This is a genomic window from Streptomyces sp. YJ-C3 (assembly GCF_053891275.1).
In genome coordinates, this window is sequence record NZ_CM132685.1 from 7,167,301 (window position 1) to 7,191,568 (window position 24,268).

Below are 24,268 nucleotides of genomic sequence, written 5' to 3' on the forward strand. Positions count from 1 at the left end.
AATCTACCGGCAGGTAGCCAGGCTGTGACCGGTGGATCGGGTGATTCACGCCACGGCCGGGACCACGGGACACGGAAGCGAACTCATGACAGCTCCGGACGGCAGAAGCTCCGCGCAGGGTGCCCCCGCGCTCACCGAGCGGCAGGAGGCGCGGCGCCGCCGCATCCTGCACGCGAGCGCCCAGCTCGCGGCGCGCGGCGGCTTCGACGCGGTGCAGATGCGCGAGGTCGCCGAGTCCTCGCAGGTCGCGCTCGGCACGCTGTACCGCTATTTCCCGAGCAAGGTCCATCTGCTGGTCGCCACCATGCAGGACCAGCTGCAGCACATGCACACCACGGTCCGCAAGCGTCCGCCGTCCTCGGACTCCCCCGCCGAGCGGGTCGCCGAGACGCTGATGCGGGCCTTCCGCGCGCTGCAGCGCGAGCCGCACCTCGCGGACGCGATGGTCCGGGCCCTGACGTTCGCGGACCGCAGCGTCAGCCCCGAGGTCGACCAGGTCTCCCGGCAGACGACGGCGATCATCCTGGACGCGATGGAACTCGACGACCCGACCCCCGCGCAGCTCTCGGCGGTCCGGGTCATCGAGCACACCTGGCACTCGGCGCTCATCACATGGCTGTCGGGCCGGGCGTCGATCGCCCAGGTCAAGATCGACATCGAGACGGTGTGCAAGCTGATCGACCTGACCGCGCCGCAGCGGGACGGGACGGTCTAGCCGACCGGGCGCAGCCCGCTCCAGGTGCGGCCGAGCAGCGTCCGGCCGCACCAGGTGTCGAGCAGCTCGCGCACGTCCTGCTCGGGGGCGGCGAAGGTCACCCGCTGGGAGCCCGCGTGGACACGGCGCCGCTGCTCCCTGCTGCCCTCGCTGCAGCAGGTGCACAGCAGCTCGACGGCGTCGGCCGGCTCCGCCCCGAAGTCGCGCTCCTGGAACAGCTCCAGCAACTCCTCCAGGTCGGCGGGTTCGCCCGCGCCGACCGTCGCCTCCCAGGTGGGCAGCGGGGACGGCTCGAAGAGCAGCAGTTCGTCGAAAACCGGGTAGCGGTTCCCGTCGACGATCCGCTCGCCCCGCGGTTCGCCGTCGTGGACGACGATCTCGCCGAACCGGCGCCCCGCGGACACCGGAACGTTCAGCACCCGCGCCCGCGTCGGACACAGCCTCCGCGCCCACACGACCTCCTGTCCGTCCGCGGTGTCGAGGCGCACGCCCACGTGACCGAAGTCGGTCTCGATCGGGCCGTCGCCGTCGGGGATCGGGATGCCGAAGCCCTCCCAGGCGTCCCGCGCGGTCGTCCAGTCGCGCAGGATCGTCGCGGCGATGCCGAGGTTCCAGAACGCCGGGTCGTTCGTGCCGCGCTCGGCACGGGCGGCCGCCTCTTTGCCCAGGGCGTACGCCGTGTCCCAGTCGCGCAGGAACTTGTGGGCGAGGGCGGCGTCGTACCACCACTCCGCGCTCGGCCCCTCGTCGGGGAAGTGGGCGAGCACCCGCTCGTACAGCTCCGCGGAGCGCGCCCATTCCTCCTCGTCCCACGCCTCGCGCGCCTGCGCGAGCAGTTGCCTGGCCTCTTCCTTGTGCACGGTTCTCCCACCCCTGCCGTCAGATCCGCAGGAGCGTATCCCGGGCCTTGCCGCGCTCACTCCTCGGGCGGAAAGACGACCTCGCCCGTGTCGGCCAGCGCCAGCGTGATCGCCTCCACGGGACACCCCTCCGCCGCCGCCAGCACGGCCTCCCCCGCGTCCACGTCCGGGTCCACGGGATGGGACTGCCGCGCCGAGTCGAGGCGGAAGGCGCCCGGCGCGTTGTTCAGGCACATGCCCGAGCCGATGCAGACGCTCCGGTCGACCTCCACGTGCCACCGGTCACCCATGCCGCTCAGCCCTCCCAGTCGGCGGGTAGATGGATCATCTTGTGCTCCAGGTAGGCGCCGTAGCCCTCGGGGCCGAACTCCCGGCCGACGCCGCTGTTCTTGTAGCCGCCGAAGGGGCCGAGCATGTCGAGGCTGAAGGTGTTCACGTTGTACGTGCCGGTGCGGACCTGGCGCGCGATGCCGATGCCGTGCGCGATGTCGGCGGTCCACACGCTGCCGCTGAGCCCGTAGTCGGAGTCGTTGGCGATCTTCACGGCCTCGGCCTCGTCGCCGTACGGGAGGAGGCAGATGACCGGGCCGAAGATCTCCTCGCGGGCGATGCGCATGCCGTTGTGGACGTCGCCGAAGAGGGTCGGTTCGACGTACCAGCCGTGCTCCAGGCCGGCCGTGGTGGGCGCGCCGCCGCCGGTGAGGACCTTGGCGCCCTCCTCCTGGCCGATGCGGATGTAGTCGAGGCTGCGCTGCTGCTGGCGCCGGGCGACGAGCGGGCCGACCTGGGTGGCCGGGTCGAGCGGGTCGCCGACGACCAGGGCGGAGGCGGCCGCCGTGAACGCCTCGGCGAACTCGTCGTAGCGGGAGCGGGGAAGGAGGATGCGGGTCTGGGCGACGCAGGCCTGGCCGTTGTTCATCCAGGCGGCCGGGACGACGCCCTCGACGGTCGACGCGACGTCGGCGTCCGGGAGCACGACGGCCGCCGACTTGCCGCCCAACTCCAGTGTCACGCGGGTGAGGTTGCGGGACGCGACCTCCATGACGCGCTTGCCGGCGCCGACGGACCCGGTGAAGGAGATCTTGTCGATGCCGGGGTGCCCGACGAGGTACTCGCTGACCTCCCGGTCGGCGGGGAGGATGGAGAGCACGCCCTCGGGCAGCCCGGCCTCCTTGGCGATCTCGCCCAGGAGGTACGCGTCGAGCGGCGACTCGGGCGACGGCTTGAGGACGACGGTGCAGCCGGCGAGGAGCGCGGGCGCGAGCTTGGCGGCGGCGACGAACTGCGGGACGTTCCAGGGGACGACGGCCGCGACCACGCCCACCGGCTCCCGGCGCACGAGGAGCTTGCCGAGGGCGCCGTCGCGCGTCTCCTCGTAGGTGAACCCGCGCGCGACGGTGATCGCGGAGTCCCACACCATCATCGCGCCGAGCGCCTGGGCGAGCACCGACCAGGAGTAGGGGGAGCCGTTCTCCTGGGAGATGACCTTCGCGATCTCCTCGTGGCGGACGGCGATGGCGTCCTTGATCCGGGTGACGACGGCGATCCGCTCGTCGAGGCTCATCCGCGGCCAGGGTCCCTCGTCGAAGGCGCGGCGCGCGGTGGCGACGGCGCGGTCCACGTCGGCGGGCGCGGCGTGCGGCACCCGCCCGAAGACCTCGCCGGTGTGCGGGGAGACGACCTCGATGACGTCCTTGCTGAGGGGATCGATCAACTCCCCGCCGATGAACAGCTGTCCGTGTTCCACGAGCTCGGTCATGGCGACTACCGCTTCCGTGACGGGTTTCTGACGGTGTTTCAGAACTGATACCAGTTCTAGTTGGGATGCGGAAGGGCGCGGCACGATCGCGAAGACGGTTGGCCCGGGCGACTATTGAAACAAGTTCTACACGTTCCATTACAGTGACGGGAGTTCGGCCCGGCGACAGACGCTCTTGGCGGCGGAGAGGCAGCCCCGATGACAGAGACGGCAGAGGCGACGCAGGTGACCGACCACGGCGGGGGCGTACGGAGCATCCGCGTCCCGATCCCCGACAATCCGCTCGGCCACACCCTCATCTACCTCCTGGACACCGACGCGGGCCCCGTCCTCGTCGACACCGGCTGGGACGACCCCACCTCCTGGGACGCGCTGACGGCGGGTCTGACCTCGTGCGGCACCACCGTCACCGAGCTCACCGGCGTCCTGATCACCCATCACCACCCCGACCACCACGGCCTGTCGGCGAAGGTGCGCGAGGCCTCCGGGGCCTGGATCGCGATGCACGAGGCGGACGCGGCGATCGTGCGGCGCACCCGGGAGAACCCGCCGTCGCGCTGGTACGCGTACATGGCCGCCAAGCTGACCGCGTCCGGGGCCCCGGACGACCACGTGGCGCCGCTGCTCGCCGCGGCCGAGGCGGGCCGCCCGCGCCGCCTGCCCGGGCTCGACCCGGCGCTGCCCGACCGCACCGTCACCCCCGGCGACCTCCTCGACCTGCCCGGCCGCCGGCTGCGCGCGATCTGGACGCCGGGCCACACCCCCGGCCACATCTGCCTGCACCTGGAAGAGGGGCACCCGGCGAACCTGCCCGGCAACGGCCGGCTGTTCTCCGGCGACCACGTGCTGCCCGGCATCACCCCGCACATCGGCCTCTACGAGGACCCGGCCGTCGAGGAGGGCTCCACCGATCCGCTCGGCGACTACCTCGACTCCCTGGAGCGCGTCGGCCGCCTCGCCCCGGCCGAGGTGCTGCCCGCCCACCAGCACGCGTTCACCGACGCGCCCGCCCGCGTACGGGAGTTGCTGGAGCATCACGAGTCCCGCCTCACCGATCTGCGCGCCCTGCTGGCCACCCCGCTCACCCCCTGGCAACTCGCGGAGCGCATGGAGTGGAACCGGCCCTGGGCCGACATCCCCTACGGGTCCCGGAACATCGCCGTCTCCGAGGCGGAGGCGCACCTGCGCCGGCTGGTGAAACTCGGGCGGGCGGAGGTGGTCACCGGGAGCGATCCGGTGACGTACGTGGCGTCACCCTGACGGGGGCGGATCTTTGCCGCGCGTAGATGGTCCGGGCCAGGACGCGGGCGTATGGTCTGGCTCTCAAGAGCTCTCATGAGCTGGAACGACAAGGGGGCGGCCGCCGATGGCGCCGGACGAGGCTGTGGTCGGCTGTACGGGGAGGCTCGTCCTCGGCACGCGTGGGGCCGGTGGGCCGGGTGAGGTGCTGGTGCAGGTCAGAGGCGGCACGGAGACGTTTCTCGCGTACTCCGACGAACCCCTGGCGCGGGGGGCGACCGTGCTGGTCGTGGAGTCCCTCGGTCACCGGCAGGTCTCCGTCATGGCGTGGAGCGATCCACTGCTCGACCCGCCGCTCGACGGCGGCGACGGCGGCGCCCGCTAAGGAGACGTCAAAGGATGTTCGGATATCGCGTTCCCGCACCCGACGAGGCGATGCTGATCTCGGGCGGCAGGCGGGGACTTGGGGGAGCGCCGTTCCGCGTCGTCACCGGGCACGGGAAGTTCGTGCTGCCCGTGTTCCGCAAGACCCGCTTCCTCTCCCTCGCCATGAGCGAGTCGGAGGTCGTGGAGAAGTGCGTGACCCGGCAGGGCATCGCCCTGACCGTGCGCGCCGTCATCGCGTTCAAGGTCGGCAACGACCACGAGTCGATCGTCAACGCCGGTCAGCGCTTCCTCTCCGACCAGGAGCAGATGTCCGTCCTCACCGGACGGATCTTCGCCGGCCACCTGCGGTCGATCATCGGCTCGATGACGGTCGAGGAGATCGTCACCGAGCGGCAGAAGCTGGCCACCGAGGTGCTGGACACCTCCAAGGCCGAGATGGCCAAGATCGGCCTGCACGTCGACTCGCTGCAGATCCAGTCCATCGACGACGGCAGCACCGGGTACATCGAGGCGATGTCCCGGCCGCACAAGGCGAACATCCAGCGGGCCGCGCAGATCGCCCAGGCCCAGGCCACGCAGGCGTCGACGGAGGCGGAGCAGGCGGCGGCCCGCAAGCAGGCCGAGTACGCGCGGCAGACCGCGATCGTGCAGGCCGAGTACGACGCCGAGGTGGACCGCGCCAAGGCGCAGGCCGACCAGGCCGGTCCGCTGGCGCTGGCCCGCGCCCAGCAGGAGGTGCTGGCGGCCCAGACCGAGCTCGCGCTCAAGCAGGCCGAGCTGCGGGAGAAGCAGCTCATCGCCGAGATCGTGAAGCCGGCCCAGGCCGACGCGGAGCGCATCCGGGTCCTCGCGCTGGCCGAGGCCGAGCGGATGAAGATCCAGGCGGAGGCGGCGGCGTCCCACGACCGCGTCGCCCTCGACCGGATGCTCATCGACCAGTTGCCGCAGATCGTGAAGGAAGCCTCGGCGGGTCTGGCCGGGGCCAACGTGAACGTGCTGAACGGGGCCGACGGGCTCGGCGAGATCGCGGCCGGGCTGGTCGGGCAGGGGCTGACCATCCTCGACTCCGTCCGCAAGAACCTGAACGGGGAGGACGGCCCGGCCGCGCCGGGTGCGGCCATCGAGCGGTACCTGGGGTCGTCCCGCGCGGACGACAACGGGCCCGTCGACATCCGGTAGGCAGCCGCCCCGCCCCCGGGCGGGGCGCACCTCTCGCCGGGACCCACATCGGACCGGCCGGTACAGTGGGCGGGTCGTCAGTACACACGTACGAGGGGAAGCCGGTGCAAATCCGGCGCTGACCCGCAGCCGTAGAGCCGGAATGCCTCGTGCGTGCCTGATCGGCTCAGGTCCGTCGAGGCATACGGAACCGGAGCCGCCCGGTCGCCTGTGCGTGCCGTGCCGCCCGGATCCCCGCAGGGAGAGGCACCCGCCCCACCATGAACATTCGCCGCAGTGCCGCGCTCGTCGCCGCGACCGTCGTGATCGGCGCCGTGAGCGCGCAGGCCGCGTTCGCAGACGGTGCTGCCAGTGCCTCCCCCTCGCCGAAGGTCGTCGTGCCGTCGGGTCTGTACGGCACGTCCGACCCGACGTACGACGGGGTGTGGCGGCAGTCCCTCGCCCTCGTCGCGCAGGACACCGTCGGCGTGAAGCCGGCGCAGAAGGCCGTCGACTGGCTGGCGGGGCAGCAGTGCGAGAACGGCGGGTTCGCCGCGTTCCGCGCCGAGCCCGGCAAGGCCTGCGACGCCAAGACGGCGATCGACAGCAACAGCACCGCCGCCGCCGTGCAGGCCCTGGTCGCGGTCGGCGGCCGGGACGGCGAGGTCACCAGGGGCGTCGACTGGCTGAAGAAGAACCAGAACGGCGACGGCGGCTGGGGCTACAACCCCGGCGGCGCCAGCGACGCCAACTCCACCGCCGTCGTGCTCGGCGCGCTCGCCGCCGCCGGGCAGCAGCCGGCCGACGTGAAGTCCGGCCCCGGCAAGTCCGGCCTCGACGCCCTCGCCTCGCTCGCCCTGCCCTGCTCCGAGGGCAAGAGCGGCGGCGCCCTCGCCTACCAGCCCGACAAGAAGGGCAAGCTCACCGCGAACGCCGACGCCACCGCGGCTGGCGTCCTCGGCGCGCTCGGCACCGGCTTCGCACCCGGCAAGGGCAAGGCGCCGGACGCGTACACCTGCGAGGACGGCGAGGACGCCGGCGCCCTCGCGCGCAACGGCGCCGTCTACCTGCAGAACCAGCTCTCCACGCACCTGTACCTGAAGTCCCAGCTGGCCGGCGCCGAGGACCAGCCCGACTACGGCAACACCGCCGACGCGGTCACCTCCGTCGCCGCCGCCGAGGGCATCAAGTACACGAAGGACCCGTACGCCTGGCTGGAGAAGAACGCCAAGGACTGGGCCGCGCAGTCCGGTCCCGCGGCCTACGCGCAGCTGATCTTCGCCGCGCACGCCACCGGCAACGACCCGCGTGACTTCGGCGGCACCGACCTGGTGAGCGCCCTGAACAAGGCGGGCCCGGCGCCCGCCTCCGCGAAGTCCTCCGACGCGAGCGAGAAGAAGGACGACAACGGCGGCGGCTTCGGCACCTGGTGGATCGTCGGCGTCATGTTCATCGCCGCCGTCGGCGCCGGGTTCCTGCTCAGCGGCCGCAAGAAGCAGCAGCCGTGACCCGGCGCGGGACGGCCGGGCTCGTCCTCGGGCTGCTCGTCGCACTGCTCGGGTTCACCGTGGCCCCGGCCCAGGCCGCCGGCTACCGCTACTGGTCGTTCTGGGAGCGGGACGGCCGGTCGTGGACGTACGCGTCGACGGGCCCTTCCGCAACCACCCCCTCCGACGGTGACGTGCAGGGGTTCCGGTTCGCGGTGAGCGCGGACTCCAAGGACGCCACGCAGCCGCGCGGCACCGCCGACTTCGACGCCATCTGCGCCGGCACCCCGGCGAAGGACGGCGTCAAGCGCGTCGCCCTCGTCATCGACTTCGGCACCGCGCAGGACGCGCCCGGCGGCGAGACCCCGCCGAAGCCGCGCACCGCCTGCGCGCGGGTCGCGCAGGACGCGACCTCGGCCGACGCGCTCGCCTCCGTGGCCAAGCCGCTGCGCTACGACAGCAACGCGCTGCTCTGCGCCATCTCCGGATACCCGGGCACCGGCTGCGGCGAGCAGGTCACCAAGAAGTACGGGACCACGCAGGAGCCCGCGCCGAAGACGTCGTCCGGTTCCGGGCCGTCCGTCGGGGTCATCGCCGGTGTCGCGGTCGTCGCCCTGCTCGGCGTCGGCGCGATCTGGCAGGCCAAGCGCCGACGCGGCTGACGCGATGGCCCTCCGTACGCTCCGGGCCCCGCGGGCCCACCGTTCCAACGCCGTGCACCCGGGCGCCTGGTGGATCTGGGCACTCGGCCTCGGCACGGCCGCGTCCCGCACCACGAACCCGCTGCTGCTCGCGCTGCTGGTCGGCGTCGCCGGGTACGTGGTGGCGGCGCGGCGCACCGAGGCGCCGTGGGCGCGCTCGTACGGGGCGTTCGTGAAGCTGGGCCTCGCCGTGATCGGCATCCGCCTCGTCTTCGCGGCCGTCCTCGGCTCGCCGATCCCCGGCACGCATCTGCTCGTCACGCTGCCCGAGGTGCCGCTGCCGGACTGGGCGCAGGGGGTGCGGATCGGCGGCAAGGTCACGCTGGAGGGCCTGACCTTCGCGCTCTACGACGGCCTGAAGCTGGCGACGCTCCTCATCTGCGTGGGCGCCGCGAACGCCCTCGCCTCCCCCTCCCGCCTGCTCAAGTCCCTTCCGGGGGCGCTGTACGAGGCGGGGGTCGCGGTCGTCGTGGCGATGACGTTCGCGCCGAACCTGATCGCGGACGTGCGCCGCCTGCGCGCGGCCCGGCGCCTTCGGGGCCGCCCCGACACGGGCCTGCGCGGGCTGCTCCAGGTCGGACTGCCGGTGCTGGAGGGCGCGCTGGAGCGCTCGGTGTCCCTGGCCGCGGCGATGGACGCGCGCGGTTACGGCCGCACCGCCGAGGTCCCCGCGGCGGTCCGCCGGGCCACGGCCGCGCTCACCCTGGGCGGGCTGATCGGGGTCTGCGCGGGGACGTACGGCCTCCTGGCCTCGTCCGGCGCGGGCTACGGCCTGCCGGTCCTCCTCATCGGGGTCGCCTCGGCGCTCGCGGGCCTGTGGCTGGGCGGCCGCCGTTCGGTCCGCACCCGGTACCGCCCCGACGTCTGGGGCGTACGGGCCTGGCTGGTCGCGGCGTCCGGGGCGGCGGTGGCGGCGGTCATGATCTGGTCCGGCGCGCAGGACCCCACCGCACTGCAGCCGCAGGTCGTCCCCCTCACCGCACCGACGCTGCCGCTGTGGCCGGCGGCGGGCGTCCTGCTCGGGCTGCTCCCGGCGTTCGTCGCCCCGGCCCCGCCCCTCGCCACCAAGCAGCCGACGGAGGCAGCACAGTGATCCGCTTCGAGAAGGTCTCCGTACGCTACGGCGACGCCCCGGGCCCGACCCTCACCGATGTCGAACTCACGGTGCCCGAGGGCGAGTTGATGCTGCTCGCGGGGCCGTCCGGGGTCGGCAAGTCGACGCTGCTCGGGGCGGTCAGCGGGCTCGTGCCGCACTTCACCGGGGGCACGCTGACCGGCCGGGTCACGGTCGCGGGCCGCGACACCCGTACCCACAAGCCGCGTGAGCTGGCCGATGTCGTCGGGACGGTGGGCCAGGACCCGCTCGCCCACTTCGTCACGGACACGGTGGAGGACGAACTCGCGTACGGCATGGAGTCGTTGGGCCTGACCCCGCCCGTCATGCGGCGCCGCGTCGAGGAGACCCTCGACCTGCTGGGCCTGGCGGATCTCCGCAACCGGCCCATCGCCACGCTCTCGGGCGGGCAGCAGCAGCGGGTGGCGATCGGCTCGGTCCTCACCACGCACCCCCAGGTGCTGGTCCTGGACGAGCCGACGTCCGCGCTCGACCCGGCCGCCGCGGAGGAGGTCCTCTCGGTCCTGCAACGCCTGGTGCACGACCTCGGCACGACGGTCCTCATGGCCGAGCACCGCCTGGAGCGGGTCGTCCAGTACGCGGACCAGGTGGCGCTGCTGCCCGCTCCCGGGGAGCCGCTGCTGGTCGGCGACCCGGCGACGGTGATGGCGGCGTCGCCCGTGTACCCGCCGGTGGTGGGCCTGGGCCGGCTGGCGGGCTGGGACCCGCTCCCCCTCACCGTGCGGGACGCTCGGCGCTCGGCTGCGGGACTGCGGTCCCGCCTCGCCGGGCGCGCCCACGCAGCGGGGCCGCACCCGACGCAGTCCCGCGCCCCTGGCGTGACCGCCCTCGCCGCCACCCGGAAGCTCGGGGTCCGTCGTGGGCGTGTCGAGGCCCTTCGGCACGTGGACCTCGACGTGTCGCGTGGCGAGATCATCGCCCTGATGGGACGCAACGGAGCGGGGAAGTCGAGCCTCCTCTCGACCCTCGTCGGGATGATCAAGCCCACGGGCGGGACCGTCGAGGTGGGCGGAGCCGCACCGCACCGGCTGCCGCCCCGGGACCTGATCCGCAAGGTGGGCCTGGTGCCCCAGGAGCCGCGGGACCTGCTCTGCGCGGACACGGTGGCAGCGGAATGCGCGGCAGCCGACCAGGACGCGTCCGCACCCACGGGCACCTGCCGCGCCCTCCTCACCGAACTGCTCCCCGGGATCGCGGACGACACCCACCCCCGCGACCTCTCGGAGGGCCAGCGCCTCACGCTCGCCCTGGCGATCGTGCTGACGGCGGCCCCTCCGCTCCTCCTCCTCGACGAACCGACCCGGGGCCTGGACTACGCGGCGAAGACCCGCCTGATCAAGATCCTGCGCAAGCTGTCCTGCGCCGGGCACGCGATCGTGATGGCCACGCATGACGTGGAACTGGCGGCGGAGCTCACCCACCGGGTGGCGATCCTGGCGGACGGCGAGATCGTGGCGGACGGCCCGACCCCGGAGATCGTCACGTCGTCCCCGTCCTTCGCGCCGCAGGTGGCGAAGATCCTGGCGCCTCAGCAGTGGCTCACGGTCAGCCAGGTCAGGCAGGCCCTGGCATGAGGGACGAACAGGAACCGAGCACCCCCACCGACGGTCAGCCGCGTACGAACGGCGAGGACATGGGCCAGCGGCGTCGGGAGCCCCACCGGGCGGAGGCCGCAAGCCGGCGCGGCCCCGCCCCACGCTCCGAGCGACGGCGCACCGACCCCGAGAAGACCCGCACCCCGGCCCCGCGCCACGACCGCCAGGCGAACCCGGTCCGCCTGGGCCCCCGCTCGATCGCCGCCCTGCTCCTGGTCAGCGCGGTGGGCGTGGTGGGCATCGGCTGGCCGCTGATCACCGGCCCCGGCTCCCAGGTGAACGCCCACGCCCAGGACGCGCCCTGGCTCTTCGCGGGCCTCCTGGTCCTCCTCGTCGCCGTCGTCGCCGCCACGATCTCCGAGTCCGGCATGGGCCCCAAGGCGGTCGCGATGCTCGGTGTGCTCGCCGCCGCCGGAGCCGCCCTGCGCCCCATCGGCGCGGGCACCGCCGGTATCGAGCCGATGTTCTTCCTCATGGTGCTCAGCGGCCGTGTCCTCGGCCCGGGCTTCGGCTTCGTGCTCGGCTCGCTCAGCATGTTCGCCTCCGCCCTGCTGACCGGCGGGGTCGGCCCCTGGATGCCGTTCCAGATGCTGTCGATGGGCTGGTTCACGATGGGCGCGGGCCTGCTCCCGGGCCCGCACAGCCTGCGCGGCCTCCCCGAGCGCGCGATGCTCGCCGCCTACGGCTTCCTCGCGGCCTTCGCGTACGGCACGATCATGAATCTGGCCGGCTGGCCCTTCATGAACGCGCTGGCCTCCTCCGTCGCGTACCAGCCGGACGCGGCGCTCCACGAGAACCTGGCCCGCTTCGTCGCGTACTGCCTGGCCACCTCCCTCGGCTGGGACCTGGGCCGGGCCGCGCTCACCGTCGTCCTGACGCTGACCGTCGGGGGCGCCGTGCTGAAGGCCCTGCGCCGGGCCACACGACGGGCCGCTTTCGAGGCCCAGGTCACATTCGACGGCCACTGAGGGTCCCGGCGCCGTGAAGCGCCCCACATGACGGAGGTCACCTCCTAACGGGGATAGTAGGCGCCCTTTATGTCCGCTTGACCCGTCACACCCCCTCTGACCTGCGACATGAGACCTGGACCACAAAAGGGACATATACCCCACTTACGACTTCCACTAGAAAAGGGGGTCTTTGCGGAACACCCCGGGGGCCTGTTTCTGTGGAGCGGTCGCCGAGCACCAGGGGCCTCGCCCCGGCGCCTTCGACGCCCCCGTCCCCCACGGAAGGTCCCGCCTTGTCCGCCACGCTTCTCCGTCGCATCGCCAGCCCGAAGAAGGCCGTCGCCGGCGCCGCCGTCGCGGCCGCCACGACCGGCATGATCTTCGCCTCGGCGCCGGCCCAGGCAGCGCCGACCTCCGCCAAGGCGATCGCGCAGCAGAAGATCTCGGACTCGGCGCAGTTCCGCTGCTTCGACAACATCGTGTCCCGCGAGAGCGGCTGGAACCCGAACGCGACGAACTCCTCGACCGGTGCGTACGGCCTGGTGCAGGCGCTGCCCGCCAACAAGATGGCGTCCGCCGGGTCGGACTGGAAGACGAACCCCGAGACGCAGATCGAGTGGGGCGTCAACTACATGAACGACCGGTACGGCAGTGCCTGCGGCGCTTGGTCGCACTGGCAGGCCAACGGCTGGTACTGACCGGCACATGACTGGGGCGGCACCCGAAGGTGCCGCCCCGGTCCTCTGTCGTCACCGTGCGGACCGTGGGGGCTGGTCGCGCAGTTCCCCGCACCCCTGACCGTTCCCCCCTCGCCCCTCCCCTAGAGGCGCTGGATGATCGTCCCCGTGGCGAGTGCGCCGCCCGCGCACATGGTGATGAGCGCGAACTCCTTGTCGCGGCGCTCCAGTTCGTGCAGGGCGGTGGTGATGAGCCGGGCCCCCGTGGCGCCCACGGGGTGGCCCAGCGCGATCGCGCCGCCGTTCACGTTGACCTTCTCCAGGTCCTGTTCGAAGACCTGCGCCCAGCTCAGCACCACCGACGCGAACGCCTCGTTGATCTCGACGATGTCGATGTCCTTCAGCGACATCCCGGCCTTGCCGAGCACGGCCCGCGTCGCGTCGACGGGCCCGTCCAGGTGGTAGTGCGGGTCGGACCCGACGAGGGCCTGGGCGACGATGCGGGCCCGGGGCTTGAGCTTGAGCGCCCGCGCCATCCGCTTGGACGCCCACATGATGGCGCAGGCGCCGTCGGATATCTGCGAGGAGTTGCCCGCCGTGTGGACGGCGGTCGGCATGACGGGCTTCAGCCCGGCCAGGCCCTCCATCGTGGTGTCGCGCAGCCCTTCGTCGCGGTCGACGAGGCGCCACATGCCCTGCCCGGCGGCCTGCTCCGCCTCCGTCGTGGGCACCTGCACGGCGAACGTCTCGCGCTTGAAGCGCTCCTCGGCCCAGGCGACGGCCGCCCGCTCCTGCGAGATGAGGCCGAGCGAGTCGACGTTCTCCCGGGTCAGCTCCCGCCTGCGCGCGATGCGCTCGGCGGCCTCGAACTGGTTCGGCAGGTCGACGTTCCACTCCTCGGGGAACGGCTTGCCGGGGCCGTGCTTGGAGCCGGAGCCGAGCGGCACCCGGGACATGGCCTCGACGCCGCACGAGATCCCCACGTCGATGACGCCGGCCGCGATCATGTTGGCGGTCATGTGCGAGGCCTGCTGGGACGACCCGCACTGACAGTCCACCGTCGTGGCCGCCGTCTCGTAGGGCAGGCCCATCGTGAGCCACGCGGTGCGGGCCGGGTTCATGGACTGCTCGCCCGCGTGCGTGACCGTGCCGCCGACGATCTGCTCGACGCAGTCCGCGTGGATGCCGGTGCGCCCGAGGAGTTCGCGGTACGTCTCCCCCAGCAGATACGCGGGATGGAGGTTGGCCAGCGCGCCCCCGCGCTTGCCGATCGGCGTACGTACGGCTTCGACGATGACGGGCTCGGCTGCCATGGCGGTCGTCCTCTCACGCTTCCCGGACCAGCAGGACCAGAACCGGGCAGAAGCCCCGCACGCGAAACTAGAACGCGTACCAGTTCTCCGTGCAGTCTCGGCGTGATTACCCCGGGTACGCAAGGGGCGTGCAAGCACCGCGCACGGAACCAACACACCCGCGACCCTTGCCACTTCTAGAACGCGTTATTACCTTTCCAGCCAGAACTGACGGACTGTCAGAACACTCGGGAGAGACCCATGCCGTGCCCCGCGCTGCCCGACGGGTTCGACTTCACCGACCCGGATCTGCTCCAAGACCGCGTGCCCTATCCGGAGTTCGCCCAGCTGCGGCAGGCCGAACCGGTCCGCTGGATCCCGCAGGAACCCGGCATCTCCGGCTTCGACGACGCGGGCTACTGGGCGGTGACCCGGCACGCGGACGTCAAATACGTCTCCACGCACCCGGAGATCTACTCCTCCCACACCAACACCGCCGTGATCCGCTTCAACTCCTCGATCCAGCGCGACCAGATCGAGGTCCAGAAGATGATCATGCTGAACATGGACCCGCCGGAGCACACGCGCGTGCGCCAGATCGTGCAGCGCGGCTTCACCCCGCGCGCCATCCGGTCCCTGGAGCAGGCCCTGCGCACCCGCGCCCGCGACATCGTGGCGGCGGCGCTCCGGCAGGCGGGCCCGGACGGCTCGTTCGACTTCGTGACGAACGTGGCGGTCGAACTCCCGCTCCAGGCCATCGCCGAGCTGATCGGCATCGCGCAGGACGACCGGGCCCGGGTCTTCGACTGGTCCAACAAGATGGTGGCGTACGACGATCCGGAGTACGCGATCACCGAGGAGATCGGTGCCGAGGCGGCCATGGAGATCGTCGGGTACGCCATGAACCTCGCCGCCGAGCGCAAGCAGTGCCCGGCCAAGGACATCGTCAGCCAGCTGGTGGCGGCGGAGGACCAGGGCAATCTGTCCTCGGACGAGTTCGGCTTCTTCGTGATCCTGCTCGCGGTCGCCGGCAACGAGACGACCCGCAACGCGATCACGCACGGCATGCACGCGTTCCTGACCCACCCCGACCAGTGGGAGCTGTACAAGCGGGACCGGCCGAGCACGGCCGCCGAGGAGATCGTGCGCTGGGCGACGCCCGTCGTCTCCTTCCAGCGCACCGCCACCCAGGACACCGAGCTGGGCGGGCAGAAGATCCGGGCGGGCGACCGCGTCGGCATCTTCTACTCCTCGGCCAACCACGACCCGGAGGTCTTCGAGAACCCCGACGCCTTCGACATCACCCGCGACCCCAACCCGCACCTCGGCTTCGGCGGCGGCGGACCGCACTTCTGCCTCGGCAAGTCGCTCGCCATCCTGGAGATCGACCTGATCTTCAACGCGATCGCCGACGCGATGCCCGGTCTGCGGCTCGCCGGCGATCCGCGCCGGCTGCGCGCGGCCTGGCTCAACGGCGTCAAGGAACTGAAGGTGTCCACCAGCGCGGGCTGACCGCCACGGGCCGGTGAACTTCGGCCGGAACTCCCCCACGATTCACCGCTGAGTGAACATTTCCGTTGCGTTGCGCGTCTTCGTCCGTGGAGCATGCCCTGCTCCACCCCAGCGTCCCGCAACGGAACGGACCGGTACCCGTGGCCACGGCCGACCTGCCCCTCGCACGCCGGCGTCCCGCCCTGGCCGCACGCCACCGCGTGGCGCTGCTCGCCACCGCACCCACCCTGCCCCTGTACGCGGTGTGGGCGCTGTTCCTGGCGACCGGCGGCGGCGATCTCGCGGCCCAGCAGGCCTGGGCCCGGTTCGCCGCCGACCACGGGGCGTCGGCGTACAACCTGTTCTGGTACGGCGGCATGCACACCGCCAACTACTCGCTGATCTCGCCCTATCTGATGGCCGGACTCGGGGTGCGCCCCGTGACGGTGGTGTCCGGGCTCGCGGCGGCCTGGCTCGGCTCCGTCCTGGTCGTCCGCACCGGAATCAGCCGTCCGCTGGCCCCGGCCGTGCTGCTCTCCCTGGCGCTGTGGTGCAACGTGGCGTCGGGGCGCACGACGTTCGCGCTCGGGGTCGCGTTCGGGCTCGGTGCCTGTGCGGCGCTGACGGGGCGGCGCCGGTTCGCCGCCGCGGCGGTGTGCGGGACGCTCGCCACGATGGCGTCCCCGGTGGCCGGGCTGTTCGTCGCCGTCGTCGGGGCGGGACATCTGGGCGTACGCGCATGGGGACGGGCGGCGGCGCTGCTGGTGCCGCCCGCCGTGGTGGTGGGTCTGACGACGCTGTTCTTCCCTTTCAAGGGCGAGCAGTTGATGCCGCTGAGCCGGATCTGGCCACCCGTCCTGTTCGCCCTCGCGCTGGCGGTGGCGGGCCCGCGGCACTGGCGGGCGGCGCGCTGGGCCGCCGTGGTCTACGCGGCCGGCACCGTCCTCACGTATCTCGTCCCCTCCCCCGTCGGCACGAACGTGGAGCGGCTGGCCGAACTCGCCGCGCCCGCCGTTCTGTTGGCGGCGGCCCGCACGCCGGGGCTGACCCGTGCCAGGGTCGCGGTCCTGGTGGTCGCGCTCGTGCTGTCGTCGGCGTGGGTGGTGAAGAAGACGGCTGACGACCTGGAGGTGTCGACGCATGTACCGTCGTGGGCGGCCCAGACGCACGGTGTCGTAAGGGAGTTGCGGCGGCTCGGCGCGGACCGCACCCGCGTCGAGGTGATCCCGGCCCGCAACCACCGTGAGGCGACCCGGCTCGCCCCGTACGTGAACATGGCGCGCGGCTGGAACCGGCAGCTCGACATCGAGCGGGGGCGGCTCTTCTACGACGGCACGTTCTCGGCGGCGACGTACCGGGCCTGGCTGGACCGGTGGGCCGTCGGCTTCGTGGTGCTGCCGGAGGGCCGGCCGGACGGGTTCGCCGAGCAGGAGGCCGCGTTCGTGCGCGGCGGGGCCGCCTATCTGGAGCCGGTGTGGCGCGACCCGCACTGGCGGGTGTTCCGGGTGCGGGACGCGATGCCGCTGGTGTCCGCGCCCGCGTCCGTGGTCAGCTCGGACGGGGCGCGGGTCACGGTGCGCTTCCGGCGGGCGGGGTCGGCGACGCTGCGGGTCGCGTACTCGCCGTGGCTCAGGTCCGAGGGCGGCTGCCTGAAGGTGCGCGCGCGGGGCGAGTTCACGGAGCTGACGGCGCCCGCGGCCGGCACCTACCGGATCGGCTCGGACTGGGAGCCGTCGCCCTCGCCGGGCCGGTCAGGCGCCGGGTGTCGCGCACGGTGAGGACGAGTCCGTCGGGTCAGGCTCCGGGGTGCTGGTCGGCGTGGGCGAGACGGTCGGGGACGCCGTGTCGGTGGGGCAGCCGGACGGGGTGCCGGGGTCGGTCGGCCCCTCGGTGGGCGGCTCACCGGTGGGCGGCTCGGTGGTGGGCGGGTCCGTGGGGGGCTGCGTCGTCGGCGGATCGGTGGGCGGGATCTGCGAGTCGGAGGGGCCGGGGGTCGGGCTCGGCTCGCCGGTGGGCTTCGGGGTCGGGCTCGGGCCGGGGCTCTTCGTCGGAGGGGGCCCGATGACGATGCCGCCGCCGTGCCCCACCGGCTCCTTGGCCGGGGTCTTCGATCCGGCGCCCGGGCTGACCGGGATCACCCCGCGGCCGTCCGGCACGGTATGCACGCCCTCGCGGTAGAACTCCAGCCAGTGCAGGACGAGTTGGAGGTAGTCGCGGGAGTAGTTGTAGCTGAGGACCGCCCGCTCCAGACCGCCCGCGGTGCCGAGGTCCCGGTTGCCCGCGCACAGGTAGTGCCCGGCGCCCAGGGCGGCGTCGAAGATGTTGTTGGGGTCGGAGCGGCCGTCGCCGTTGCCGTCGGCGCCCCAGCGCCGCCAGGTCCCGGGCAGGAACTGCATCGGCCCGACGGCCCGGTCGTACACGGGGTCGCCGTCCCAGGCGCCGCCTTCGGTGTCGCGGATCAGGGCGAAGCCGTCGCCGTTCAGGGCGGGCCCGGTGATGCGGTGCCGGGTGGTGCCGTGCGCGTCGACGTCGCCGCCGCGGGCCTGGCCCGACTCGACCTTGCCGATCGCCGCGAGCAGCTGCCAGGGCAGGCGGCAGCCCGGGTCGGTGCGGGCGACGGAGGACTCGGCCCGCCGGTACGCGGCGAGGACGGTGGCCGGGATGCCCGACTCGGACCGCGCGACCTGCTGCGCCGGGTACGTCAGGCTCGGCGCTTGCGGGGTCGCCAGGGGCGGCAGTTCGGTGTGGTACGAGTCGTCGCCCTGGGAGTCGACGCGGGGCAGCGGCTCGGTGGCGACCGCGGCCGGATCGGGGTCCGGCACCGCCCGCTCGGCCAACTCCCTGACGACATCAGGTGCTTGGGATGCGGTCAGCAGCGCGGTCGCGGCGACGGCGACGGCGGTGCCGCGCAGGCCGCGGTGCAGGCGGGGGCGGCGGCGACGGATACGCGGGGTTCGCATGGGGGCCCTTTCTCCGGTTCGGTTCTCCGGTGCGGCACGGCTCAGCCGCCGAAGGTGTCGATGGCCGAGACCAGCCAGCGGCCGTCCCGGTGGACGAGGTCGACGGCGAGCATCGCGCCCGCGTAGTTCGCGGCGTCCTCGGCCTTCGCGGCGGTGCTGGTGCTGCTCTGGTCGGCGAAGACGAGGACGCGGGCGCGGTCGCCGTCGATGCGCTCGACGGCGCTGTCGGTGACGGTGGTCGTCACCACGGTCTTCTGCTTCTTCGCCTGGGCGAGGACGGGCGCGAGGAGGGTGCGGTGCTGGGCGACCGCCTTCCCGGTGAGGTAGGTGGCGGCGGCCTTCTCCTGGGCCTGCGGGTCGGCGTAGTCGTACGAGAACAGCGCGTTCACGGCCTTGCCCGCCTGGCCCTTGACCTCGCTGGTACGGGCCGGGTCGGTGAGGGCGGTGTTGCGGGCGGCCGCGTCGTCCTCCAGGCCGCGGGTCTCGGCGTACGCCCATCCGGCGAAGGCGCCGAGGAGGAGGGTGAGGAGGCAGAGGGCGGCGAGGAGACGGCGGCCGGGGGGCCTCGTCCGCTCCGGGCTGTCGTCACGGTCCGTCGGGACGCTCGGTCGGCGCTCGGGGGCCGCCGTGCCCACCCTGCTGTCCTTGGCGGCAGAGCGCCCGAGGCCGGGGCTCTGCTGCGGCAGTGTGGCCAATCGGCGTTGACGGTTGAGGCTGTGGCGGGTCGTGGACGGCATCCTGGGTTCCTCTTCCGTCGCTCAGTCGGTGGTCGCGGTGTCGCCGACCGGGGCCTGGCCGAGGGCGCTGAGCTTCCAGTGGCCGTCGGTACGGGTGAGCTCGCCGAGCATGCGGCTGTCCTTGTCGGTGGCCTTCTGGCCCGAGGCCCGCACGGTGACGCGCAGGGCGACCATGACGCGGGCGCGGCCCGCGCGTTCGTCGAGTTCGGTCACCGCGCCGGACAGCACCTTGGCGGTGCTGACGGTCTTGGCGCCCTGCACCTGCTTGGTGAACTCCGCGCGTCCTTTGACGAGTTGGCTGTGCAGTTCGCCGGTCGTGGAGGACTCCCAGAGGTCGAGGCCGGGCTCCAGCTCGCGGTGGTCGAGGGTGTTGAGGTTCTGCACGGCCTGTTCCCCGGCTTCCAGGGCGTCGTCGCGGGCGGTGGCGTACCCGGTGGTGTCGTCGTGGGCCGCCCCGTACCAGGACCAGCCGGCCCACGCGGCGATGCCGCCGGCGAGCAGGGTGAGGGCGAGCGCCGCGACGAGCAGCGGCTGGGTGATCCGGGACATGCGCGCCCCTTTCGTCAGGGAGGTCATCGGGCTCACCGGGCCTTGATGTCGACGATCTGCCAGACGTCGTCGTGGAGTCGGGCGGTGACGGACAGCTGGGCGGCGGATGTCGTGGGTTTCTTCGAGCCGCGCCGCGCGGTCTGGTCGAGGAAGACGAGCAGGTGCGCGGTGTCGCCGCGCAGGCTGACGGTGCCGACCCGCACGGTCTGGGTGGTGAGGGTGACGCGCTGGCTGCGGACGTTCTCCCTGACCTGGGCGAAGAGCTGGGTGTACTGCCGCGCGGCCCGCCCGGACAGCACGGTGCGGGCGGACCGCTCGGTGGCGTCGGTGCCGCCGGGTGTGTAGGAGAAGACCTTGGCGAGGGCGCTGCTCACGTCGCCGTCGACCCGGGTCGTCGCCTCGACGTCGGTCAGGGCACGGTTGTCCGCGGCGGGCGCCGTGCGCAACTCGTGCGCCTGGTACAGGAGTACGCCTCCGGTGAGGGCCAGCAGGACCGAGCCGATGACGACCCCGAGGAACGGCCACCGGGGGCGTCCGGGACGGGTCGCCCGGCGGCCGCGCCACCAACGTCTGCGCTCATCACCCTCCGGGCGGGTCGTGGTCGCTTGTTCCTCGGCGGCCGCGGGGACCTCGTCCCCGTCCGCCCGGGCGTCGTCCGTCAGCACTCGCCCCGCCGCCCCGCCGCCCTCCCCCCGCGTCATCCGGACACCTCCGTCACCGGTACCGCGTCGAGCGCCTTCACCTTCCACGTGCCGTCGGACGCCCGGGTCAGGACCGCCTCCAGGCGTTTGCGGTCCGTCGACGCCGACTTCGTGCCCTTCGGGGTCGTCTCCACGCGGACGGTCGCGATGAGCTTCGCCGTGCCGGCCCGGTCGTCGAGCGCGGTGACCGCGGCGTCCGTGACGACGCCGCGCGAGGACGCCCCGGAGGCCGGGGACAGCCGGCCCAGCTGGGTGCGGAGCGGTCCGGACGTGACGGCCTTCCACGTGGTGACGCCGGCCCGGGCGCGCGCCGCCGTCGACGCGTCGAGCGTGGACAGCGTCGCGACGGCGGCCCGCCCGTCGGTCAGCGCCGCGTCCCGTGCCCGGCCGTACGCGAGGTCGTCGTCACCCCGCGCCTGCGCGTACGACCAGGCACCCGTCCCGCACAGTGCGAGCGCCGCGGCGAGCCCCACCCCCGCGAGGGCCCGGCGCATCATGAACCGCTCCCCGTGCGGGAGTTCAGGCCGAGCAGGTCCGCCATGCCGTCCGACGCGGAGGCCGCGCCCGACTCCGGGACCGACGGCAGGGACAGCGCGCCCGGCCGGGCCGGTTCGGGCACCGCGCCGCCCTTCGGCGCGTTCGCCGAGCCGCGTACCCCGACCCCGCTCGACGGCGCCGCGGTGCAGCGGGCGCCGGTGTTGAGGGCGGGCGCCGGGCTCAGGTCCGTACCGAGGCGGTAGCGCGTGCCGGAGTAACCGGCCGTACAGGGCAGGGGTTTGAAGAAAGTGACCGCCATGCCGAGGTTGACCTTCTTTCCGTCGACGGCCGTGGCCCCGGCCGCGACGGCCTCGGGGAGCTTGACGAGGAGTTCCTCGGTGCCGCGCTGCCGGGTGACCGCGACCTCGGAGGTGGTGAGGAGGTTGGCGAGGACGACGCCGAGCTCGGGGTTCACGTCCCGGAGCACGCCGCTGAGCTGGGTGGCGGCCCCGGGTGCGGCCATGACCAGCCGGCGCAGGTCCGTGTCGGAGTTCTTCAGCGTCGCCGCGAGGTCCTTGGCGCCGGACGCGAAGTCCTTGATCGCCTGGCCCTCCTCGGCCTGGGTGCGCAGCACGATCCGGCCGTCGTCGATGAGCTTCGTGGTCTGCGGCAGGGCGCGGTCGGCGGCCCGGACGAAGTCGGAGCCGTTGTCCAGGAGGACCTGGAGGTCCTGGCCGCGCCCTTCGAAGGCCTTGCCGAACTCGTCGACCACCGTGCGCAGGGAGTCCAGGGGCACCGATGTCGTCAGGTCGTCGACGCTCGCGAGGACGTCGGTGACCGGGCGGGGCACCGTGGTCGCCGACGGGTCGATGCGCGCGCCGTCGGCGAGGTAGGGCCCGCCGGTGCGGTCGGGCCGCAGGTCGATGTACTGCTCGCCGACCGCCGACAGGCTCGCCACGACGGCCTTGGCGTCGTCGGGGATGCGCGGCGCGGACTTCTTGATGCGCAGGTCGGCCTCGACGCCGTCCGCGGTGAGCCCGATGTCCCCGACGCGGCCCACCGAGACGCCGCGGTAGGTGACGTCGGAGTGCGTGAACAGGCCGCCGGTGCGCGGCAGTTCGACCTTGACGGTGTAGTAGTCGGCGGCGCCCACGTACCGGCCGAGGTCGGCGTAGCGGATACCGAGGAAGGCCAGTACGAGGACGGCGATGACGAGGAACGCGAGGTTCTTGAGCCGGACGGCGAGGGTGATCACCGGGCGCCTCCGCTCGACGGCAGGGGCAGCGGCGACGTCTGCCGCGCGGGCTTCCGGGCGGACTTCTGGGCGGTCGCCGTGGGGGTCGGCGTCGGGGACGCCTCGGTCAGCGGCGGGATCAGCTGCGTACCGGGCACGGCCGTGATGTCGAGGTACGTGTTGAGGTAGTCGCCCTTGACGCCGCGCAGCACCTCGTCGGTGAACGGGTAGGTGAGCAGCACCTGGAGCGAGTCGGGCAGGTCCTTGCCGGAGTCGGCGAGCGCCTTGAGGGTGGGCGCGATCGCCTTGAGGTCGGCGACCATGTCGGCCCTGCCCCGGTCGATGGTGTCGACGGCGACGCCTTGGAGCCGGTCGAGGGAGCGCAGCATCGTCATCAGCGAACCCCGTTGTTTCTCCAGGGTCTTGAGGCCGGGCGAGAGATCGGTCAGCACGGTCCCGACGTCCTCCTTGCGGTGCGCGAGCGTGGCCGACAGGCGGTTGACTCCGTCGAGGGCCGCGGTGATGTCGCCGCGGTGGTCGTCGAGGTCGGTGACGAGGGTGTTGACGCGGCGCAGCGTGGAGCGGACCTCGCTCTCGCGGCCGCCGAGGGCCGAGTTGAGTTCGGTGGTGATGGTCTTGAGCTGGTTGACACCGCCGCCGTTGAGCAGCAGGGACAGGGCGCCGAAGACCTCTTCGACCTCGGTGTTGCGGCCGGTGCGGGACAGCGGGATGCGATCGCCGGCGCCGAGCGATCCGGTGCCGTCCTTCGGCGCGACGAGCTGGACGTACTTCTCGCCGAGCAGGCTGGACTGTTCCAGGCGGGCGCCGGTGCCGGCCGGCAGGTGCACGTCGCCGTTGAGCCGCATCGTCACGCGGGCGGCCCACCTGCCGCCCCCGACCAGGGAGATGTCGGTGACGCGGCCCACCGCGACGTCGTTCACCTTCACCGCGGACTGCGGGACGAGGCTCAGGACGTCCTTCATGTCGGCGGTGATCGTGTACGGGTGCGGGCCGAGGTCGGCGCCGCCGGGGAGCGGCAGGTCCTCCATGCCGCCGAACGACGGCGTCGGCACCGTGATGACGCCCAGGGTCAGGAGGAAGGCGGTCGTGACGGCGAGTGCGGCGGCGAGTGCCGCGCCCTTGCGGGCTCCGGAGCGCGTCATCACTGGTCGCCCCCTGTCGCGGGCAGCGGCAGCAGCGGCCCGCCCGAGCTCAGCTCGTTCAGGTTGGCCCGGCCGTCCAGGGTGCGGTTCTTCGGGTCGTACGCGCTCACGACGTTCCCGGCGGCCAGCGGTGCGACGTCCAACGCCTCGGCGAGGGAGGCACGTTGGTCGACGAGGGTCTGGGTGAGGGGGACGAGCCGATCGACGTTCTTCTTCAGCTCGCCGCGGTTGTCGTTGATGAAGGTCTTGACCTGGCCGAGTGCCTTGCCGAGTTCCTTGAGCGCGCCGGCCAGGTCGTCCTTGTTGTCGGCGAAGTAGCCCGTGACGTCGTCGAGGTTCTCCTGCGCGGTGCGCACGCCGCCGTCCTTCTTCTTCAGCATCGTGGTGAAGGACTGGAGCTGGGCGAGGGTGGTGAACAGGTCGTCGCTGCTGCCGTTGAGGGTCTTCGCGGCCTTGCCGAACTGCTCGATGCTGTCGCCCATCGCGGTCCCGTTGCCCTTGAGGTTCTTCGCGCCGGTGTCGAGCAGTCCGGACAGCGCGCCCTCGGCGTTGGCGCCACCGGGCCCGAGGGCCTTGCTCAGCTCGGTGACGCTGTCGTAGAGCTGGTCGATCTCGACGGGGGTGCGGTTGCGGGTCGCGGGCAGGGTCGCCCCGTCGCGGAGTGCGGGCCCGGTGGTGTAGGCGGGCGTGAGCTGGACGTACCGGTCGGCGACGACGCTGGGCGCGACGGCGACGGCCCGCGCGCCGGCCGGCACCTTCACCCCGTCGTCGAGGTCGAGCGTCACCCGCACCCGGGTGCCCTCGGGCTCGACGGATCCGACCTTGCCGACCCGTACCCCGAGGATGCGCAGGTCGGATCCGGCGTAGATGCCGACGGCCCGGTCGAAGTAGGCGGTGATGCGGGTGCCGTCCGGGCCGGTGGCGCGGACGCCGACGATTCCGGCGGCGATCAGCAAGGCGAGCGCGAGCCCGCCCCCGAGCAGCTTGCGACGCGTCGTCAT

Annotated in this window: 24 protein-coding genes and 1 riboswitch; of the genes, 12 read left to right on the forward strand and 12 right to left on the reverse strand. The window is 72.8% G+C overall.

Annotated elements, in window-relative coordinates:
* Positions 1 to 85 precede the first annotated feature (85 nt).
* A complete protein-coding gene (locus ACVHNB_RS32280) occupies positions 86 to 715 on the forward strand; it encodes a TetR family transcriptional regulator (protein ID WP_428954989.1) in 630 nt (209 codons plus the stop codon).
* Here ACVHNB_RS32280 and ACVHNB_RS32285 read toward each other — a convergent pair.
* From ACVHNB_RS32285 to ACVHNB_RS32295, 3 genes are read right to left on the reverse strand one after another with little or no spacing between them, the layout of a single operon-like run.
* The gene (locus tag ACVHNB_RS32285; RefSeq protein WP_428954988.1) at positions 712 to 1,575 is read right to left on the reverse strand and encodes a tetratricopeptide repeat protein; all 864 of its coding nucleotides are present in this window, start codon (positions 1,573 to 1,575) and stop codon (positions 712 to 714) included. The genes ACVHNB_RS32280 and ACVHNB_RS32285 overlap by 4 nt on opposite strands.
* A gap of 56 nt (positions 1,576 to 1,631) precedes the next feature.
* The gene (locus tag ACVHNB_RS32290; protein ID WP_428954987.1) at positions 1,632 to 1,865 is read right to left on the reverse strand and encodes a ferredoxin; all 234 of its coding nucleotides are present in this window, start codon (positions 1,863 to 1,865) and stop codon (positions 1,632 to 1,634) included.
* Between the two features lie 5 nt (positions 1,866 to 1,870).
* Positions 1,871 to 3,334, reverse strand: coding sequence for an aldehyde dehydrogenase (locus ACVHNB_RS32295; RefSeq protein ID WP_456226467.1), 1,464 nt, complete (start codon positions 3,332 to 3,334; stop codon positions 1,871 to 1,873).
* A gap of 198 nt (positions 3,335 to 3,532) precedes the next feature.
* Between ACVHNB_RS32295 and ACVHNB_RS32300 the strand changes: the two genes are divergently transcribed.
* From ACVHNB_RS32300 to ACVHNB_RS32340, 9 genes are all read left to right on the forward strand, one after another.
* On the forward strand, positions 3,533 to 4,594 hold the full coding sequence (locus ACVHNB_RS32300) for an MBL fold metallo-hydrolase (RefSeq protein WP_456226468.1): 1,062 nt from the start codon (positions 3,533 to 3,535) through the stop codon (positions 4,592 to 4,594).
* A gap of 106 nt (positions 4,595 to 4,700) precedes the next feature.
* A complete protein-coding gene (locus ACVHNB_RS32305; RefSeq protein ID WP_456226469.1) occupies positions 4,701 to 4,958 on the forward strand; it encodes a hypothetical protein in 258 nt (85 codons plus the stop codon).
* Between the two features lie 14 nt (positions 4,959 to 4,972).
* Positions 4,973 to 6,139, forward strand: a complete 1,167-nt coding sequence (locus ACVHNB_RS32310) for a flotillin family protein (protein ID WP_428954983.1) — start codon at positions 4,973 to 4,975, stop codon at positions 6,137 to 6,139.
* 95 nt (positions 6,140 to 6,234) lie between these two features.
* A riboswitch (cobalamin riboswitch) is annotated at positions 6,235 to 6,286 on the forward strand.
* 113 nt (positions 6,287 to 6,399) lie between these two features.
* Positions 6,400 to 7,626: a prenyltransferase/squalene oxidase repeat-containing protein gene (locus ACVHNB_RS32315; RefSeq protein WP_456226470.1), complete on the forward strand. Its 1,227-nt coding sequence runs from the start codon at positions 6,400 to 6,402 to the stop codon at positions 7,624 to 7,626.
* The gene (locus tag ACVHNB_RS32320) at positions 7,623 to 8,267 is read left to right on the forward strand and encodes an SCO2322 family protein (protein WP_428954981.1); all 645 of its coding nucleotides are present in this window, start codon (positions 7,623 to 7,625) and stop codon (positions 8,265 to 8,267) included. Before ACVHNB_RS32315 ends, ACVHNB_RS32320 begins: the two co-directional genes overlap by 4 nt.
* Positions 8,268 to 8,271: 4 nt before the next feature.
* Positions 8,272 to 9,399 (forward strand): CbiQ family ECF transporter T component, encoded by a 1,128-nt coding sequence (locus ACVHNB_RS32325; RefSeq protein WP_456226471.1) that lies wholly within the window; start codon positions 8,272 to 8,274, stop codon positions 9,397 to 9,399.
* Positions 9,396 to 11,015, forward strand: a complete 1,620-nt coding sequence (locus ACVHNB_RS32330; protein WP_428954979.1) for an ABC transporter ATP-binding protein — start codon at positions 9,396 to 9,398, stop codon at positions 11,013 to 11,015. Before ACVHNB_RS32325 ends, ACVHNB_RS32330 begins: the two co-directional genes overlap by 4 nt.
* Positions 11,012 to 12,004 carry an ECF transporter S component gene (locus tag ACVHNB_RS32335; RefSeq protein WP_428954978.1) on the forward strand — a complete coding sequence of 331 codons (993 nt, stop codon included), beginning with the start codon at positions 11,012 to 11,014 and terminating at the stop codon, positions 12,002 to 12,004. The genes ACVHNB_RS32330 and ACVHNB_RS32335 overlap by 4 nt, the downstream gene beginning before the upstream one ends.
* A 275-nt stretch (positions 12,005 to 12,279) precedes the next feature.
* Positions 12,280 to 12,684: an aggregation-promoting factor C-terminal-like domain-containing protein gene (locus tag ACVHNB_RS32340; protein ID WP_428954977.1), complete on the forward strand. Its 405-nt coding sequence runs from the start codon at positions 12,280 to 12,282 to the stop codon at positions 12,682 to 12,684.
* A 122-nt stretch (positions 12,685 to 12,806) separates the two neighbouring features.
* On the opposite strand, the gene ACVHNB_RS32345 is transcribed toward ACVHNB_RS32340, so the two are convergent.
* Positions 12,807 to 13,976, reverse strand: a complete 1,170-nt coding sequence (locus ACVHNB_RS32345; RefSeq protein WP_428954976.1) for a steroid 3-ketoacyl-CoA thiolase — start codon at positions 13,974 to 13,976, stop codon at positions 12,807 to 12,809.
* A 240-nt stretch (positions 13,977 to 14,216) separates the two neighbouring features.
* Here ACVHNB_RS32345 and ACVHNB_RS32350 point away from each other — a divergent pair, with 240 nt between their 5' ends.
* Positions 14,217 to 15,467: a cytochrome P450 gene (locus ACVHNB_RS32350; RefSeq protein ID WP_428954975.1), complete on the forward strand. Its 1,251-nt coding sequence runs from the start codon at positions 14,217 to 14,219 to the stop codon at positions 15,465 to 15,467.
* Positions 15,468 to 15,607: 140 nt separating this feature from the next.
* Positions 15,608 to 17,224 carry a hypothetical protein gene (locus ACVHNB_RS32355; protein WP_456226472.1) on the forward strand — a complete coding sequence of 539 codons (1,617 nt, stop codon included), beginning with the start codon at positions 15,608 to 15,610 and terminating at the stop codon, positions 17,222 to 17,224.
* Here ACVHNB_RS32355 and ACVHNB_RS32360 read toward each other — a convergent pair.
* From ACVHNB_RS32360 to ACVHNB_RS32395, 8 genes are read right to left on the reverse strand one after another with little or no spacing between them, the layout of a single operon-like run.
* Positions 17,198 to 18,406 (reverse strand): lytic transglycosylase domain-containing protein, encoded by a 1,209-nt coding sequence (locus ACVHNB_RS32360; RefSeq protein WP_456226473.1) that lies wholly within the window; start codon positions 18,404 to 18,406, stop codon positions 17,198 to 17,200. The genes ACVHNB_RS32355 and ACVHNB_RS32360 overlap by 27 nt on opposite strands.
* A 41-nt stretch (positions 18,407 to 18,447) precedes the next feature.
* The gene (locus ACVHNB_RS32365; RefSeq protein WP_428954972.1) at positions 18,448 to 19,143 is read right to left on the reverse strand and encodes a hypothetical protein; all 696 of its coding nucleotides are present in this window, start codon (positions 19,141 to 19,143) and stop codon (positions 18,448 to 18,450) included.
* A 21-nt stretch (positions 19,144 to 19,164) separates the two neighbouring features.
* Positions 19,165 to 19,692, reverse strand: a complete 528-nt coding sequence (locus ACVHNB_RS32370; protein WP_428954971.1) for a nuclear transport factor 2 family protein — start codon at positions 19,690 to 19,692, stop codon at positions 19,165 to 19,167.
* A 32-nt stretch (positions 19,693 to 19,724) separates the two neighbouring features.
* Complete coding sequence (locus ACVHNB_RS32375; protein ID WP_456226474.1) at positions 19,725 to 20,393, reverse strand: hypothetical protein; 669 nt, start codon at positions 20,391 to 20,393, stop codon at positions 19,725 to 19,727.
* Positions 20,390 to 20,887, reverse strand: coding sequence for a hypothetical protein (locus tag ACVHNB_RS32380; protein ID WP_428957673.1), 498 nt, complete (start codon positions 20,885 to 20,887; stop codon positions 20,390 to 20,392). Before ACVHNB_RS32380 ends, ACVHNB_RS32375 begins: the two co-directional genes overlap by 4 nt.
* On the reverse strand, positions 20,887 to 22,125 hold the full coding sequence (locus tag ACVHNB_RS32385) for an MCE family protein (protein WP_456226475.1): 1,239 nt from the start codon (positions 22,123 to 22,125) through the stop codon (positions 20,887 to 20,889). Before ACVHNB_RS32385 ends, ACVHNB_RS32380 begins: the two co-directional genes overlap by 1 nt.
* Entirely contained in the window at positions 22,122 to 23,267 is a 1,146-nt protein-coding gene (locus ACVHNB_RS32390; RefSeq protein WP_428954968.1) for an MCE family protein, read from the reverse strand. The genes ACVHNB_RS32385 and ACVHNB_RS32390 overlap by 4 nt, the downstream gene beginning before the upstream one ends.
* Complete coding sequence (locus ACVHNB_RS32395; protein ID WP_428954967.1) at positions 23,267 to 24,268, reverse strand: MCE family protein; 1,002 nt, start codon at positions 24,266 to 24,268, stop codon at positions 23,267 to 23,269. Before ACVHNB_RS32395 ends, ACVHNB_RS32390 begins: the two co-directional genes overlap by 1 nt.